Annotated in this window: 17 protein-coding genes and 1 tRNA gene; 8 read left to right on the top strand and 10 right to left on the bottom strand. The window is 72.9% G+C overall.

The window, feature by feature from the left end; genetic code table 11:
• Both JWR81_RS04610 and JWR81_RS04605 read right to left on the bottom strand, forming a co-directional pair.
• Positions 1–140, bottom strand: a 140-nt coding sequence (locus tag JWR81_RS04610; protein WP_297646916.1) for a hypothetical protein, incomplete at its 3' end; no start/stop codon positions are given.
• On the bottom strand, positions 137–769 hold the full coding sequence (locus JWR81_RS04605) for a copper chaperone PCu(A)C (protein WP_297646912.1): 633 nt from the start codon (positions 767–769) through the stop codon (positions 137–139). The genes JWR81_RS04610 and JWR81_RS04605, both read right to left, overlap by 4 nt.
• Positions 770–1,016: 247 nt before the next feature.
• Between JWR81_RS04605 and JWR81_RS04600 the strand changes: the two genes are divergently transcribed.
• The 3 genes from JWR81_RS04600 to ispF are packed head-to-tail and all read left to right on the top strand — an operon-like array spanning position 1,017 to position 2,688.
• Entirely contained in the window at positions 1,017–1,508 is a 492-nt protein-coding gene (locus JWR81_RS04600; RefSeq protein ID WP_296373296.1) for a CarD family transcriptional regulator, read from the top strand.
• 50 nt (positions 1,509–1,558) lie between these two features.
• Positions 1,559–2,224: a 2-C-methyl-D-erythritol 4-phosphate cytidylyltransferase gene (locus JWR81_RS04595; protein WP_297646910.1), complete on the top strand. Its 666-nt coding sequence runs from the start codon at positions 1,559–1,561 to the stop codon at positions 2,222–2,224.
• Positions 2,221–2,688, top strand: a complete 468-nt coding sequence (gene ispF, locus JWR81_RS04590; protein ID WP_297646909.1) for a 2-C-methyl-D-erythritol 2,4-cyclodiphosphate synthase — start codon at positions 2,221–2,223, stop codon at positions 2,686–2,688. The genes JWR81_RS04595 and ispF overlap by 4 nt, the downstream gene beginning before the upstream one ends.
• Positions 2,689–2,691: 3 nt before the next feature.
• On the opposite strand, the gene JWR81_RS04585 is transcribed toward ispF, so the two are convergent.
• Positions 2,692–3,156, bottom strand: a complete 465-nt coding sequence (locus JWR81_RS04585; protein WP_297646907.1) for a VOC family protein — start codon at positions 3,154–3,156, stop codon at positions 2,692–2,694.
• 59 nt (positions 3,157–3,215) lie between these two features.
• On the opposite strand from JWR81_RS04585, the gene cysS reads away from it, so the two are divergent.
• Positions 3,216–4,607 (top strand): cysteine--tRNA ligase, encoded by a 1,392-nt coding sequence (gene cysS, locus JWR81_RS04580; protein ID WP_297646905.1) that lies wholly within the window; start codon positions 3,216–3,218, stop codon positions 4,605–4,607.
• 16 nt (positions 4,608–4,623) lie between these two features.
• Positions 4,624–5,604, top strand: a complete 981-nt coding sequence (gene rlmB, locus JWR81_RS04575; RefSeq protein WP_297646903.1) for a 23S rRNA (guanosine(2251)-2'-O)-methyltransferase RlmB — start codon at positions 4,624–4,626, stop codon at positions 5,602–5,604.
• Positions 5,605–5,659: 55 nt separating this feature from the next.
• Here the strand turns inward: rlmB and JWR81_RS04570 are convergent, their stop codons facing one another.
• From JWR81_RS04570 to JWR81_RS04560, 3 genes are read right to left on the bottom strand one after another with little or no spacing between them, the layout of a single operon-like run.
• Positions 5,660–6,514 (bottom strand): metal ABC transporter permease, encoded by an 855-nt coding sequence (locus tag JWR81_RS04570; RefSeq protein ID WP_297646901.1) that lies wholly within the window; start codon positions 6,512–6,514, stop codon positions 5,660–5,662.
• Positions 6,511–7,353, bottom strand: coding sequence for a metal ABC transporter ATP-binding protein (locus tag JWR81_RS04565; protein WP_297646899.1), 843 nt, complete (start codon positions 7,351–7,353; stop codon positions 6,511–6,513). The genes JWR81_RS04570 and JWR81_RS04565 overlap by 4 nt, the downstream gene beginning before the upstream one ends.
• A 55-nt stretch (positions 7,354–7,408) precedes the next feature.
• Positions 7,409–8,335 (bottom strand): zinc ABC transporter substrate-binding protein, encoded by a 927-nt coding sequence (locus tag JWR81_RS04560; protein ID WP_297646897.1) that lies wholly within the window; start codon positions 8,333–8,335, stop codon positions 7,409–7,411.
• A 147-nt stretch (positions 8,336–8,482) separates the two neighbouring features.
• On the opposite strand from JWR81_RS04560, the gene JWR81_RS04555 reads away from it, so the two are divergent.
• Entirely contained in the window at positions 8,483–9,586 is a 1,104-nt protein-coding gene (locus JWR81_RS04555; protein ID WP_297646895.1) for a LacI family DNA-binding transcriptional regulator, read from the top strand.
• 33 nt (positions 9,587–9,619) lie between these two features.
• Here the strand turns inward: JWR81_RS04555 and otsB are convergent, their stop codons facing one another.
• The 3 genes from otsB to JWR81_RS04540 are packed head-to-tail and all read right to left on the bottom strand — an operon-like array spanning position 9,620 to position 13,207.
• Complete coding sequence (otsB, locus tag JWR81_RS04550; RefSeq protein WP_297646894.1) at positions 9,620–10,369, bottom strand: trehalose-phosphatase; 750 nt, start codon at positions 10,367–10,369, stop codon at positions 9,620–9,622.
• Positions 10,362–11,765, bottom strand: a complete 1,404-nt coding sequence (locus JWR81_RS04545; RefSeq protein ID WP_297646892.1) for a trehalose-6-phosphate synthase — start codon at positions 11,763–11,765, stop codon at positions 10,362–10,364. Before JWR81_RS04545 ends, otsB begins: the two co-directional genes overlap by 8 nt.
• 32 nt (positions 11,766–11,797) lie before the next feature.
• A complete protein-coding gene (locus JWR81_RS04540; RefSeq protein ID WP_297646890.1) occupies positions 11,798–13,207 on the bottom strand; it encodes a threonine/serine exporter family protein in 1,410 nt (469 codons plus the stop codon).
• 451 nt (positions 13,208–13,658) lie between these two features.
• Between JWR81_RS04540 and JWR81_RS04535 the strand changes: the two genes are divergently transcribed.
• Both JWR81_RS04535 and JWR81_RS04530 read left to right on the top strand, forming a co-directional pair.
• Positions 13,659–13,733 (top strand) — tRNA-Thr (locus JWR81_RS04535).
• A gap of 147 nt (positions 13,734–13,880) precedes the next feature.
• Positions 13,881–14,063: an NUDIX domain-containing protein gene (locus JWR81_RS04530; protein ID WP_297646914.1), complete on the top strand. Its 183-nt coding sequence runs from the start codon at positions 13,881–13,883 to the stop codon at positions 14,061–14,063.
• Here JWR81_RS04530 and JWR81_RS04525 read toward each other — a convergent pair.
• Positions 13,979–14,302, bottom strand: a complete 324-nt coding sequence (locus JWR81_RS04525) for an ANTAR domain-containing protein (RefSeq protein WP_297646888.1) — start codon at positions 14,300–14,302, stop codon at positions 13,979–13,981. The two genes, JWR81_RS04530 and JWR81_RS04525, sit on opposite strands and share 85 nt — an antisense overlap.
• Between the last annotated feature and the right edge of the window lie 109 nt (positions 14,303–14,411).

Below are 14,411 nucleotides of genomic sequence, written 5' to 3'. Positions count from 1 at the left end.
GGGGGCGCCGCCGGGGCGGCGGCCTGTTCCAGGGTGCCCCAGGCCTGGCACGCGGGGCAGCGCCCGACCCACTGGGCCGTGCGGTGGTCGCACGCGGTGCAGCGGAACGGGGCCCTGGTGGCGCGGGCCCTGGAGGTCACTCGGCGGCCGACTCCGTCCGCGGGGTGTTCGGGTTGCCCACGGGGACGTTGAAGGTGACGGTGCCGGCCCTCTGGAAGGTCAGCGTGAGGGGGTAGGTCAGGCCCGGCCGGATCTCCTGGTTGACGCCGGTCAGCACGATCTGGGCGCCCTTCGGCTCGTCGCCGGGGGCCGTGGGCGCGGCCGCCGAGGTCGGGGCGGCGGCCCCGGACGTCGGGGTGGCCGCCGAGGTGGCCCCGGTGCTGGGCCCGGCCGCCGCCACGGGCTGGCCCTCGACGAGCAGGACGCGGCCGCCGACGATGGTCGGGTTGCCGCTGACCTGCACCGACTGGGCGACCGGGCTGCTCGCGGAGACGAGCTTGTCGTCGGTGCCGGCGGAGTTGACGATCGTCATCTGCAGCGGGGCGTCCCCCCCGCGCGTGTAGATGCTTGCGCCCTTGGCGGCGGTGTACTCGAACTGCGCGTCGCGGATGGCGATGGACCCGACCGTGGCCTGGGCGCCGCCGACCGCGGACACCTGCGTGCTGGTCTGGGTGATCTGCCCCGCCCCGCAGCCTGCCAGCGCGAGAGCGCCGATCACGACGCCGATGGCGGCGACTCCGGTGCGACGGGTACGCAGGCTGCGGCTCACGGGGGTGGGCGTCCTTCCGGGCGGATGCCGCTGGGCGGCAAGGCGGGTGGCGCGGCCGGCCGGGCACATGCGCCCCAGCTGGACCTCGATCAGCCTAGTAGGGCGGTGACGGAGGGGCCGACTCGGCCGTTCGAGGCATGTTTTCTGAGCGTTGTCAATCCCCTGACCTGCGGTGACGGGCTGGACCGCGCGGCGGTGCCCACCTGAGTCGTGTTAACCTGGGCTCAGCGAAAGGGGCAGAGGACACATGGTTTTCAAGGTCGGAGAGACCGTTGTCTACCCGCACCACGGTGCCGCACTCATCGAGGCCATCGAGACTCGGACGATCAAGGGCGAGGCACGAGAGTACCTCGTACTGAAGGTCGCCCAGGGTGATCTCACCGTGAAGGTTCCCGCCGAGAACGCCGAGGTCGTGGGTGTTCGTGACGTGGTGGGCCAGGAAGGTCTCGACAAGGTGTTCGAGGTGCTCCGCGCCCCGCACACCGAGGAGCCCACCAACTGGTCGCGCCGGTACAAGGCGAACCTGGAGAAGCTGGCGTCGGGTGACGTGAACAAGGTGGCCGAGGTCGTCCGCGACCTGTGGCGCCGCGAGAAGGACCGCGGCCTGTCCGCGGGTGAGAAGCGCATGCTGGCCAAGGCGCGGCAGATCCTCGTCAGCGAGCTCGCGCTCGCGGAGGGCACCGACGAGGAGCGCGCCGAGGTCCTGCTCGACGAGGTCCTCGCCACGGCGACTGCCTGAACAGCAGAAGCGGCCTGAACGCAGCACACACCGCCGGTCCCGAGCTCCGCGTGAACGTCGTCGCGGTAGTCGTGGCCGGCGGTTCGCGTTCGGCGGGTGCTGCGGTCGACGTCCTGCGGCCGGTCGCGGGCGTCCCGATGCTCGTGCGGTCGGTCCGTGCCGTCCTGGCGTGCGGGTTGGTCGATCACGTCATGATCGACGGGGGCGAACGCACGTCCGCGTTGCTGCACGCCTGCGCCGGGCTGCCGGTGCGCGCGTGGCAGCCCCGTCTCGCTCCGCAGGTCGTCCGGGCACACAGCGGTCAACGAGCCGACGCCACATCGGGTGACGGCGCCGGTGCCGAGCGTTTCGACGGATTCGTCGTGGCTCACGATGCGGCCCGTCCGCTGACCCCGCCGGCGCTGTTCGGCGCCGTCCTGGAGGCGGTGCGTCACGGCCACGAGGTCGCCGTCCCCGTGCTGCCGCTGGCCGACACCGTCAAGACCGTGGACGGGGACGGGCTGGTCCGCGGCACCCCGGAGCGTGCCGGGCTGCGCGTGGTGCAGACGCCCCACGCCTTCCGCGCCGGGGCTGTCCACACCGGACTGCTCGACGTCGCCGGTGCGCACACCGCGGCCGGGAGGCCGGTACACACCGTGGTCGGCGACCCGCTCGCGTTCGCCGTCCGCACCCCCTGGGACCTGCAGTTGGCCGAGTTGCTCGTGGAGGGCGCGTGAGGGTCGGGATCGGAACCGATGTGCACCCCGTCGAGGCAGGGCGCGAGTGCTGGGTGGCCGGGCTGCTGTGGGAGGGCGTCGACGGCTGTGCCGGGCACTCCGACGGCGACGTCGCCGCCCATGCGCTGTGCGACGCCCTCCTCTCGGCGGCCGGGCTGGGCGATGTCGGCGCGGTGTTCGGCACCGGCCGTCCGGAATGGGCGGGTGCGAGCGGTGTGACGCTGCTCGCCGAGGTGCGCAGGCTCGTCACCGCCGAGGGATGGGCCGTCGGCAACGCCGCGGTGCAGGTGATCGGCAACGCCCCGAAGATCGGCAAGCGGCGCGCGGAGGCGCAGCAGGTGCTCTCCGACGCGGTCGGTGGCCCGGTGAGCGTCTCGGGCACCACCACCGACGGCCTCGGCCTCACCGGCCGCGGTGAGGGCATCGCGGCCGTCGCCACGGCGCTGCTCGTGCCAGCGACCTGACGGTCAGGCGTTCGTCGCGTCCAGGCGCCGCTGTACCTCGTCGGGGGTGAGCCGCCCGGTGTGCTGGGCGATCATCCACTGGTGGCCGAAGGGATCGGCGAGCCTGCCGCCGCGGTCGCCGTAGTCGTGGTCGGAGACGGGGAAGATCACGGTGGCGCCCGCGTCGAGCATCCGCCGCGCCACCGCATCGGCGTCCGTGACGTCCAGCGACATGATCACCGGTGTGCCGCCGCCCGACGGGGCCGCGTCGCCGTCGCCCGCGTCCTTGACGGCGAACCGGATCGGGCCGGCTTCGACCATCGCGTGCACGACCCGGCCGTCGGCGGTGTAGCGCTCGGTGACCTCGCCGCCGAGCGCGGTGGAGTAGAAGGCGAGCGCCGCGTCGGCGTCCTCGACGACGAGGCGGGGATGGAGTCCGAGGATCTGCGTCATGCCCGCCAGCCTGCCGTGCTGTGACCAGCCCGTCATGGACGAATCGGAACTGCCCTGTTAAACGGTGCCGGAGGCGGGGTCCGTACTCTGGAGGGGTGAGCCTGCGACTGTTCGACACCGCCACGAGGAAGCAGCGTGACTTCGTCCCGCTGCGGGCCGGGGCTGCGTCGATCTACGTCTGTGGGGCCACCGTGCAGGGCCTTCCCCACGTCGGGCACGTCCGCTCGGGCCTGAACTACGACGTGCTCCGCCGCTGGCTCACCCACCAGGGGCTCGATGTGACGCTCGTCCGGAACGTCACCGACATCGACGACAAGATCCTCGCCAAGGCCGCCGCCCACGGCAAGCAGTGGTGGGAGTGGGGCGCCACGCACGAGCGGGCCTTCCAGGCCGCGTACGACAGCCTGGGCTGCCTGCCGCCGTCGATCGAGCCGCGGGCCACCGGCCACGTCACGCAGATGGTCGAGCTGATGCAGCGGCTGATCGACGCAGGCCACGCCTACGCGGCGGACGGCGACGTCTACTTCGCCGTGCGCACGTGGCCCGAGTACGGCGCGCTGTCGGGGCAGAAGGTGGACGACGCCGTGCAGGGCGAGGGCGAGGCCACCGGCAAGCGCGACCCCCTGGACTTCACGCTGTGGAAGGCCGCCAAGCCCGGTGAGCCGTCGTGGCCCACGCCGTGGGGCCCCGGGCGGCCCGGCTGGCACCTCGAGTGCTCCGCGATGGCCACGATGTACCTCGGCTCGGCGTTCGACATCCACGGTGGCGGCATCGACCTGATCTTCCCGCACCACGAGAACGAGCAGGCCCAGAGCCACGCCGTGGGTGACGGGTTCGCGCAGTACTGGCTGCACAACGCGTGGGTCACCATGGGCGGCGAGAAGATGTCCAAGTCGCTGGGCAACACGCTGTCGATCGACGCGCTGCTGCAGCGCGTGCGGGGCGTCGAGCTGCGGTACTACCTGGTCGGCCCGCACTACCGGTCGTCCATCGAGTACTCCGACGTCGCGCTGCAGGAGTCGGTGTCGGCCTACCGCCGCATCGAGTCGTTCGTGCACCGGGTGCGCGAACGGCTCGGCACGCCGGAGCCGGGCGTGCTCTGCGCCGATTTCGTCGCCGCGATGGACGACGACCTCGGCACGCCCGGGGCGCTCGCAGCCATCCACGGCACCGTGCGGGAGGGCAACACCGCCCTCGACGCGGGCGACCGTGCCGGGGCCTCGGGCGCCGCGGCGTCTGTGCGCGCGATGACCGGCGTGCTCGGTCTCGATCCCCTCGACCCCCGCTGGGCCGCCGGCGACGCCGGCAACGACGCCGCAACCGGCGCGCTCAGCGCACTCGTCGAGGATCTGCTCGTGCAACGACAGGAGGCGCGGGCCCACCGCGACTTCGCCACCGCCGACGAGGTGCGCGACCGCCTCACCGCCGCCGGCGTGTCCGTCGAGGACAGCGCCGACGGACCCACCTGGTCGCTCAAAGATGCCTGACGGAGACGTGTAGAAGATGGCCGGCAATTCCCGACGTCGCGGAGCGATGCGCAAGGACGGCACCAAGAAGGGGATGGTCGTCGGTTCCGGCGGTCAGCGGCGCAAGCAGCTGCAGGGCAAGGGCCCCACCCCTCCGAAGGAGGAACGCCCGTACCATCCGGCGGCGCGCAAGGCCAAGCTGGCGGCCAGGGCCGCCGAGAACCACAGCCGCGGCAGGGTCGCGGGCAACCGCCGCAAGGCCGGCGAGGGCGAGACCGCGGAGACGGTGCTCGGCCGCAACCCCGTCGTCGAGTGCCTCCGCGCGGGCGTGCCCGCCACGGCGCTGCAGGTGGCCATCGGTATGAGCGCCGACGAGCGCGTGGCCGAGGCCGTGCAGCTCGCGGCCGACGCCGGCATCTCCATCCTCGAGGTGCAGCGCGGCGAGCTCGACCGCATGGCCGGTGGCGCCCTGCACCAGGGCCTCGCGCTGACCGTGCCGCCCTACGCCTACGCCCACCCCGACGAGCTCCTGGAGATCGCCTCCGAGTCCCGCGCGCCGGGTCTCATCGTCGCCCTCGACGGGGTCACCGACCCCCGCAACCTCGGCGCCGTCGTCCGCTCCGTCGGGGCGTTCGGCGGCCACGGTGTGGTGGTGCCGCAGCGCCGCGCCGCGGGCATGACGGCCGTCGCGTGGCGTACGTCGGCGGGGGTGGCCGCACGGTTGCCCGTCGCGCGGGCCACCAACCTGACTCGCACGCTGCAGGAGTACGCCCAGGCCGGCTACATGATCGCCGGGCTGGACGCGGAGGGCACGGTGTCGCTCGACGAGTTCGAGATGGCGTCCGACCCGCTCGTCATCGTGATCGGCTCCGAGGGCAAGGGCCTGTCGCGGCTGGTCAAGCAGACCTGCGACGTCACGGTCTCGATCCCGATGGCCGGGCCGGTGGAGTCGCTCAACGCCTCGGTGGCGGCGGGCGTGGTGCTCGCCGAGGTGGCGCGGCGCCGCCGGATCGGCTGACGCCTCCCGGGCGCGGAGAACGTGGCCACGGCCGTGTTCTCCGCGCACGACCCGCTCAGCCTGTGCGGACCTGCCCGCGGACGCGGCCGACGAGCCGGCAGGCCAGATAGCAGAGGAACGCGATGGTGGCCACGTAGCCGGAGATCGGCAGGCCCGGCGCCAGCGACAGCAGGGTGCCGCCGAGCAGCGCGACCTCGGCGAAGGCTACGGCCAGCAGCGTGGCGGCCAGCGGGTTGGCGGTGACGCGCGCGGCGGCGGCACCGGGGATGACGGTGACGGCGAGGACGATCACGGCGCCGACGATGGGCACGGCGATCGCGGTGGTGAGCGCGATCAGCACGGCGAACATCGGTGACAGCAACCGCACCGGCACGCCGCGGGCCACGGCGACGTCCGGATCGGTGCTGGCGAACAGCAGGGGCCGGTAGACGATCGCCAGCACCAGCAGCACCACGGCGACCACGAGGCCGAGCACCCAGAGGTTCGTGGAGTCCACCGACACGATCGACCCCGTGAGCAGGCCGAACTTGTTGGCCGCGCGGCCGTCGTAGAGGGAGATCATCAGCACGCCCAGGCCCAACCCGAACGCCAGGACCACGCCGATCACCGAGTCGCGCTCACGCTGGCGCAGGCCCAGCAACCCGAACACCAGCCCCGCTGTCACCGCACCGGCCACCGCGCCGATGCTGACGCTGATCCCGAGGAGCAGCGCCGCCGCCCCGCCGGTGAACGCCAGCTCGGCGGTGCCGTGCACGGCGAACGCCATCCCGCGCGCGACGATCAGCGGGGCGAGGACACCCGCCACGAGCCCGAGCAGCGCGGCCGCGAGCAGCGCGCTCTGCACGAACGGCAGGTCGAGGTACTGACCGGTGCCGTCGAGGGTGAAGAGCCTGCCGAGGATGTCGTTCATGCCTCGGGGTCCTCGGCGTGGCATTGTGCGTCAGCCCCGACCACGACGAGCCGGTCGCGCACCCGCAGCACGTCCACCTCGGTGCGGTAGAGCTCCGAGAGCGACGCCGACGTCATCACCTCGTCGGGCGTGCCGATGCGGAAGCGGCCGTCGACCAGGTAGAGCACGCGGTCGACCAGCTGCAGCACCGGGTTGATCTCGTGCGTGACGAACACGACAGCCGTGTCGGCGCTGCGCCTGCGCTCGTCGATCAGGGTGCTGACGACGCGCTGGTGGGCCAGGTCGAGTGAGAGCAGCGGCTCGTCGCAGAGCAGCACCGACGCGTCCCCGACCAGCGCCTGAGCCACTCGCAGCCGCTGCTGCTCGCCGCCGGAGAGTCGCCCCACCGGGGCGTTGGCGTACTTCGTGGCCCCCACCGACTCCAGCGCCACGCGCACCTTCTCCTTGCGCTCGCCGCGTCCGCTCAGCCCGATGCCCCAACGGTGCCCGTCCAGCCCGAGGCCGACGAGGTCGCGCGCCCGCAGCGTGAGGTCCTCGGGAAGGGCCTTCTGCTGCGGGACGTAGCCGATGGCCCGGCTGCCGCGCGCGGGGGCGCGGCCCTCCACCAGCACCTCGCCCGTGTGCAGCGGCTGCAGGCCGAGCAGCACGCGCAGCAGGGTGGTCTTGCCCGACCCGTTCGGCCCCAGGACGGCGATGAACTCCCCGGGGGCGACGTCGAGATCGAGGCCCGCCCACAGGGTGCGCTCGCCGAAGCGCAGCGCCGCGTCCCGCAGCGAGACGGCGGGCACGCCCGCGCCGCGCCGCCCGGAGCGCGCCAGGCGCGGAGCCACCGTGGTCACGAGCGGGCCTCCTGTGTTCGGGGCCGGCGCCCTGTGGACAAGGGCCGGGTCGGGGTCATGACGTGCCGAGCGCCGCGGCCAGCGCGTCGACCTGCTGGGTCATCCAGGCGACGTAGTCGGTGACGCCGGCCGGCAGGGTCTCGGAGACCTTGACGACGGGCACGCCACCGGCCGTGGCGGCCTGCTCGACCTGCTTGGTGAGCGGGGTCTCGGTCTGTGCGTTGGGCAGCAGCGCCTTGACCTTGTCCGGGCCCTGCAGCGTCTTCAGGGTATCCGCCAGCACCGCGGCGGGCGGGTCGGTGCCCTCCTCGACGGCCTGGGAGAACTCCGCGGGCGTGGCGTCGACCAGCCCGGCGGCCTGCACCATGTACAGCGGCACGGGTTCGGTGATGCCCACCTTCTCGCCGGAGTGCGCGGCCTTGACGGCGTCCAGCTTCGCGGTGAGGCCGTCGATCTTCGCGTTGAACGCCGTGGCGTTGGCCGTGAACGTCGACGCCTGGGCGGGGTCGGCGGCGCCGAGGTCGGCGGCGAGGGTGGAGGCCAGCTTCTCGACCGTCGGGAACGAGTACCAGACGTGCTCGTTGAACTTGCCGCCCGCGGGGGCCTGCAGACCCGAGAGCTCCGAGACGTCGATCGTCGTGGGCTTCGTGCCGGACGCGGCGAGGAGCTTCGTGGCGAAGTCGTCGTAGCCCGCGCCGTTGTAGACGAGCACCTTCGCCTCGTCGACCGCGACCGCGTCGGCGGGCTTCGCCTCGTACTCGTGCGGGTCGGCGTCGGGGCTGTTGATGATGGACGTGACCTTCACGGCATCGCCGCCGATGGCCTGCGCGATGGCGCCGTACACGTCCGTGGAGGCGACGACGGACAGCGCCGTGGTGCCGTCGGCGTTCGTGGCGGCGGGAGTGCCGGAGCCGCAGGCGGCCAACGCCAGGGCCGCGGTGGTGGCGAGGGCCGGCGTGAGGATCGCGCGGCGCAGGTTCATCGGGGCTCCGAGTGCTCGTTCTGATAACGACAATGGTTGCCGTTCCACTGTAGCGTGACCCTCTCCAGAGGCCGCAACACCGGTCTGTGATCAGGAGAGCTGTGGCACAACTTTCCCGAGGCCCATCTGAACCGTTACGGTTCAGCGATGTCCGGGCTCCCGAACGTGCGCCGGCCAGCGACGCTCGCCTCGCTGGCCGCAGAGCTGGGCGTGTCGAGAACCACCGTCTCCAACGCCTACAACCGTCCCGATCAGCTGTCCGCGCCCCTGCGCGCCCGCGTGCTGGAAGCCGCCAGACGCCTGGGCTATCCCGGGCCCGACCCGGTGGCCCGGTCGCTGCGCACGCGCAAGGCCGGGGCCGTGGGGCTGCTGCTGACCGAGGCGTTGTCCTACGCCTTCCGCGACCCCGCCGTCACCGGGTTTCTCGAGGGTCTCGCGCTCGCGTGCGAGCAGGCCGGGCAGGGGCTGTTGCTCGTGCCGGTCAGCCCCGAGCAGGTGGACGTCACGGCGGTGCACCAGGCGGGCGTGGACGGCTTCGTCGTCTACTCCGTGCGCGAGGACGACCCCCACTTCCTCGCCGTCCTCGAACGCCCGGTGCCCACGGTCGTGTGCGACCAGCCGCACAACGTGGAGGGTGTCGACCGCGTGGGCGTCGACGACCGCGCCGGGATGCTCGGGCTCGCCCGCCACCTCGCCGGGCTCGGGCACCGCCGCGTCGGGGTGGTCTGCATGCGGCTGGCCGCGGGCCGCCACGACGGGCCCGCGCTCGTGGAGCGCCAGCGGAACGCCACCTACCCCGTGCAGCGCGACCGGCTCGCCGGCCTGCGCGACGGGCTGGCCGAGGTCGGCGTCGCCTGGGCCGACGTGCCCGTCATCGAGCGGTTCGAGCACAGCGTCGACGCCGGCCGGGACGGTGCGCAGGAACTGCTCGCCGCGCACCCCGAGCTCACGGCCGTCGTCTGCACGTCCGACATCCTCGCGCTCGGCGCGCTCGGCCTCGCCGCCGACAAGGGCCTGTCCGTGCCCGGTGACCTCACGATCACGGGCTTCGACGGTGTGCCGGAGGCCGAGCGGGCCGGGCTGACCACCGTCCGCCAGCCCGTGCTGGAGAAGGGCCGCGTGGCCGGGGAGATGCTGCTGCAGCGCGGCGACCGCAACCGGCCGCGCCGCGTCACGCTGCCCACGGAGCTGATCATCGGCACCACGAGCGGGGCGCCGCGGGGCGACCAGAGGTTCTTCTCGGGCTGGTAGAGCGGTCATCCACAGGTGGATGGCCGCTGTGGATCAGCGGGCGGAACGCGCCGCCAGCAGGGCCTGCAGGACCTCGGCCATCTCGTGGGGGTCCGCCACGCGGTGGCCCGCGGCCGTCTCGCCGTCCCCGACCTTGACGCCCACGTCGCCGGGCCGCAGCCGGGTGAAGGCGGTCTCGTCGGTGACGTCGTCACCCGCGAAGAACACGGCGTCGGCGTCGAGGCGCTCGCGCAGGGTGTCGATCGCGGCGCCCTTCGTCACCTGCAGGACGGCCAGGTCCAGTACCGCCTTGCCGGGTGTGGACTCGATGCCCGGCCGTGCGGCCGGCCCCGTCCGCACGGCCTCCAGCACGCGCGTGCCGACCTCGGGCGGCGCGTTGCGGACGTGCACGGCCACGCCGGTGGGCTTGTCCTCCAGCGTGACGCCGGGCTCGCCGTCCACCAGTTCACGCAGCTCGGCGGTCAGGCGGTCGAGGCGGGCGCGCTGCTCGTCGTCGAGGGGGGCGGCCCCGTCGTCGAACTCGCCGCCGTGGCTGCCGACCATCCGGACCGGGCTGCCGAACCCGGACACCGCCGCGAGATCGGCCAGCCCGCGGCCCGACACCAGCGCGACCGTGGTCGCGGGCAGCGTGGCCAGTGCCCCGATCGCGGCGGCGGACGCCGGCAGCGGCCGGGCCTCCGACGGCACCCGGACGATCGGGGCGAGCACCCCGTCGAAGTCCAGGGCGACGAGCAGCCGGGGTGCCGCGGCCAGCTCGGCCAGGGCGGCGGGGAGATCAGTCATCGTGCAGCCCCAGCGCGTCGAGGAAGGAGCGGGCCCACTTGTCCACGTCGTTGGCCAGCACCTGTTTGCGAAGCGCCCGCATCCGCCTGCGCCCCTCGGTGGGCGACATCGTCAGCGCGGCGTGCAGCGCGTTCTTGACGCCGTCGGTGTCGTGCGGGTTGACCAGCACGGCCTCCTTCAGCTCGATGGCCGCACCGGCGAACTCCGACAGCACCAGCACCCCGCCGAGGTCGCTGCGGCAGGCCACGTACTCCTTGGCGACGAGGTTCATGCCGTCGCGCAGCGGCGTCACGAGCATCACGTCGGCCGCCACGAAGAACGCGGCGAGCTCCTCGCGGGGCAGCGACTGATGCAGGTAGTGCAGCACCGGGAACCCGACGCGCGCGTACTCGCCGTTGATCCGCCCGACCGACTGCTCGATGTCGTTGCGCATCTTCTGGTAGTGCTCGACACGCTCGCGGCTGGGCGTGGCGAGCTGGACGAACGCCGTGTCGTCGGCCAGGCCCTCCTCGAGGAGCTCCTCGAACGCGCGCAGCCGGACGTTGATGCCCTTCGTGTAGTCGAGCCGGTCGACGCCGAGGATCACGTGATCGGGATCACCGAGGTCGGCACGGATCTGCTTGGCCCGCTCCTGCACCTCCGACGTCCGGGACAGCGCGTTGAGCGCACCCGAGTCGATCGAGATGGGGAAGGCTCCGAGCCGGACGACGCGGTCGCCGTAGCTGACCTCGTTGCGCGCGGGGCCGGGCGTGGCCTCGGTGAAGCGGGTGGCCAGCCAGCGGAAGTTCCGGACGCCGCCCGGAGTGTGGAAGCCGACGAGATCGGCGCCCAGCAGCCCCTGCACGATCTCCCGGCGCCACGGCAGCTGCTGGAACAGCTCGGTGGGCGGGAACGGGATGTGCAGGAAGAAGCCGATGCGCAGGTCGGGCCGCAGCTCACGGAGCATGGCCGGCATCAGCTGCAGCTGGTAGTCCTGGATCCAGACGACGGCGTCCTGCGCGGCCACCTCCGCCACCACCTCGGCGAAGCGCTGGTTGACCTTCACGTAGGCCTGCCACCAGTGCCGGTGGAAGGCCGGTGGCGCGACGACGTCGTGGTAGAGCGGCCAGAGCGTGCCGTTGGAGAAGCCCTCGTAGTAGTCCTCGACCTCCTTCGCCGACAGCCTCACCGGGTGCAGCTGCAGCCCGTTGTCGACGAAGGGCTCCGCGTCGGCGTCGGCGAGGCCGGGCCAGCCCACCCACGCGCCCTCGCGGTTGCGCAGCATCGGTTCGAGCGCCGTGACCAGCCCGCCGGGGCTGGCCTTCCAGCGCTCCGTGCCGTCGGGGAGCTTCTCCAGGTCGACCGGGAGCCGGTTCGCCACCACCACGAACTCGGCGCCCGCCAGTTCCGTACCCACGCGTCCTCCTCGTGCTACCTCTGCTGCGGACCCTACTGGGGTGCGGCCTCCTCCACGGTGTCCGCGAGGTGCGGCTCCGGGCGTCGGCGCGGGCGGGTGAGGAAGTCGCCCAGAGCGACCCCCGCAGCCAGCGCGAGCCCCGTGCCCAGCGCCACCGTGACGGTGACGAGGCCGTCGGCCACGCCCTGGACCGCCAGTTGGTAGAAGCCCCGATAGGCGGTGTACCCCGGCAGCAGCGGGGTAATACCGGCGAGCGTGATCACCAGCGGCGGCACGCCGCCGCCCCGGCGGAACAGGCCTGCGGCCCCTCCGACCACGATCGCGGCAGCCCCGGTGGCGACGACCGGGCCGGTGCCGAACAGCTGCGTCATCACCCCGTAGACGCCCCACCCCGCCGCTCCGGCCGCACCCGCCGCCAGCAGCGACCGCAATGGTGCGTACCCCGCGAGCGCATACGCCGCCGCCGCGAGCGCCGCCGCGAGCAGCGAGAGGCCGAACCTCCTCGCCCCGGTGGGTAGCTCGCCCGCCACCTCCAGCGCCAGCCCGAACTGGAAACCGATCTTCAACCCCAGGACGACGCCCGTCAGCAGCCCCGCGGAGAGCAGCACGATCTCGGCGACGCGACCCGCTGCCGTCACGTAGTAGCTGGAGATGGCGTCCTGCACCGAGCCGACCACGGAGAACCCGGACAGCAGCACGGTGATGCTCGCCGCGATCACCAGCGACGGCCGCGTGCCCGCCGGGAACGCCCCCGTCGCGAACAGGGCGAGCGTGGACCCGGTGGCCAGGATCCCGCCCACCACCTGCTGGAAGAACGCCGGCAGCCCCCACCGGTTGAGCAGCCGCCCGGTGCGGTCGATCAGCCCGGTGACGACGAACGCCGCCGCGGCCGTGATCGGTGCGGCGCCCAGGAGCAGGGCGATGGCCGCCGCCAACCCGGCCCACCCCGCCGTCGCGACCCACCGCGGGTACGGGTGCGGCGCGCTGACGGCCTCCGAGAGCGCGGCCGCGCCGCCCTGCACGTCGAGCGTGCCGTACTCGACCAGCCGGATGATGCGGCCGACCTCGACCAGCCGCGTCAGGTCGAGGGAGCGGTAGCGCACGAGCCGCATCGACGTCATCGGCGCGGCCGCCTTCCCGCGGTGGCAGCAGATCGTGATCGACGTGAACGTGATGTCCACGTCCACGCTCGGCAGTCCGCTGACCGTGGCCAGGCGCAGCATCGTCTGCGTGGTCTCGTCGGCACTCTCGCCGCTGGAGAGCAGCACCTCCCCGACCCGCATGCACAGGTCGAGCACCTGCTGCACCTGCGCGTCGTCCGGCACACGGGGGCCGATGGGTGCCATCAGGCGGAGCGAGGGCGGGCCCGGTTCGAGGAACACCCGTGCCTCCTTGCGGAGCACGGTCCTGAGCCGGTCGGTGAAGCGGCCGCTCACTGTCATGCCGCCGTGCCGGGACGTCCGGCGCCGAACGAGAGATCCACGCCGTCAGGGTAAGTGGGCGTCGCGCTCGCGATCAGGCGGCGTGTGCAGCCACGGCATTCGTGCTGCACACGGCTTCGTCCGCTGCGCACGAGCGGGTCAGGGCCAGGGCTGTCGCCGCGAGCGCGGACGCCGCCCGCGTGGCGACGACCGGCGCGGAGGCGACCGCGTCGAGCACGAACTGCCGGGCGCGCGGCAGGGCCGATCCCGTGCCGGATCTTCCGCCGACGCCCTGCGTCAGCGCCGCCGCCGAGCGCTTCCGGGAGGCACTCGACGCGGCGCGGGCGGATGCCGGTCTACCTGCCCGAGGACTTCGGGGGAGGCGGGCCGCCTCCCGTCCGCGCTCGAGCGGCTCGCCGAGCTCGTCGCGGAGGACGGGGCTCGGCGGTGGGTGGCTAGGATGGCCACACCGGCCGGTGTAGCTCAGTGGTAGAGCAACCGCCTTGTAAGCGGTAGGTCGTCGGTTCGATCCCGACCCCCGGCTCCAGGTCTGACCAGTGGTTTCAGGTCAGGCCCATGATGATCCAGATGCTCCCAGACCGACGAGCATCGTCATCACGGCGAGCGCGTTCGTCCTCGACGACGCCGGCCGCCTGCTGATGATCCGCCGCACGGTCAGCGGGCTTCATGCGCTATCGGCGGCCGTCACGAACTCGGCGAGACGATGACGGCCACCGCCATCCGAGAGACGACCGAAGAGACCGGCATCCTCATCGAGATCACCGGCCGTGGTCAGATCGTGGACGGCTGGGTGCCCCGGCTGGGTGCCGCGACCAGGTTTTCGGCGATGGTGCGGAGTGTGATGTTGCGGCGCTGAGAGACCGTCCGCAGGGTCGCGAACGCTTCGTCGGCGGGGCAGCGGCGGCGAGCGATGACGGACCCGATGGCGTGGCCGATGATCGATCGTGAAGACAGTGCGAGGCGCAGGCCGTCAGTGAGGGCGATCTCGTCGTAGTGGCGCAGGCCGGCGGTGACGGCGATGGTGGTCTGCCCGGCCAGCCGCCGCGCTGGGATGACTACCCGCTTGCCGCGCTCGCGCCGACACCGTCGTCGCACCGCCGCACTCGAGCGAGGATTCCCACCCGGCGCGCCCCGATGTCGAGCCGCCACCGATCAACTGCGCCGACGACCGCCTCAACCCGGGCAGAACCAGCTTGGTTGCGCT

The sequence above is a fragment of the Pseudonocardia sp. genome (assembly GCF_025965585.1).
Lineage (GTDB): Bacteria > Actinomycetota > Actinomycetes > Mycobacteriales > Pseudonocardiaceae > Pseudonocardia.
This window is presented reverse-complemented; position numbering and strand designations above follow the sequence as displayed.

What these genes read in the sequence shown, in the direction of transcription:
- JWR81_RS04600 (WP_296373296.1), top strand. Translation starts at nt 1,017, where the DNA reads ATGGTTTTCAAGGTCGGAGAGACCGTTGTCTACCCGCACCACGGTGCC.
- JWR81_RS04585 (WP_297646907.1), bottom strand. Translation starts at nt 3,156, where the DNA reads ATGACGGGCTGGTCACAGCACGGCAGGCTGGCGGGCATGACGCAGATC.
- rlmB (WP_297646903.1), top strand. Translation starts at nt 4,624, where the DNA reads ATGGCCGGCAATTCCCGACGTCGCGGAGCGATGCGCAAGGACGGCACC.
- JWR81_RS04570 (WP_297646901.1), bottom strand. Translation starts at nt 6,514, where the DNA reads ATGAACGACATCCTCGGCAGGCTCTTCACCCTCGACGGCACCGGTCAG.
- JWR81_RS04560 (WP_297646897.1), bottom strand. Translation starts at nt 8,335, where the DNA reads ATGAACCTGCGCCGCGCGATCCTCACGCCGGCCCTCGCCACCACCGCG.
- JWR81_RS04555 (WP_297646895.1), top strand. Translation starts at nt 8,483, where the DNA reads ATGTCCGGGCTCCCGAACGTGCGCCGGCCAGCGACGCTCGCCTCGCTG.
- otsB (WP_297646894.1), bottom strand. Translation starts at nt 10,369, where the DNA reads ATGACTGATCTCCCCGCCGCCCTGGCCGAGCTGGCCGCGGCACCCCGG.
- JWR81_RS04540 (WP_297646890.1), bottom strand. Translation starts at nt 13,207, where the DNA reads ATGACAGTGAGCGGCCGCTTCACCGACCGGCTCAGGACCGTGCTCCGC.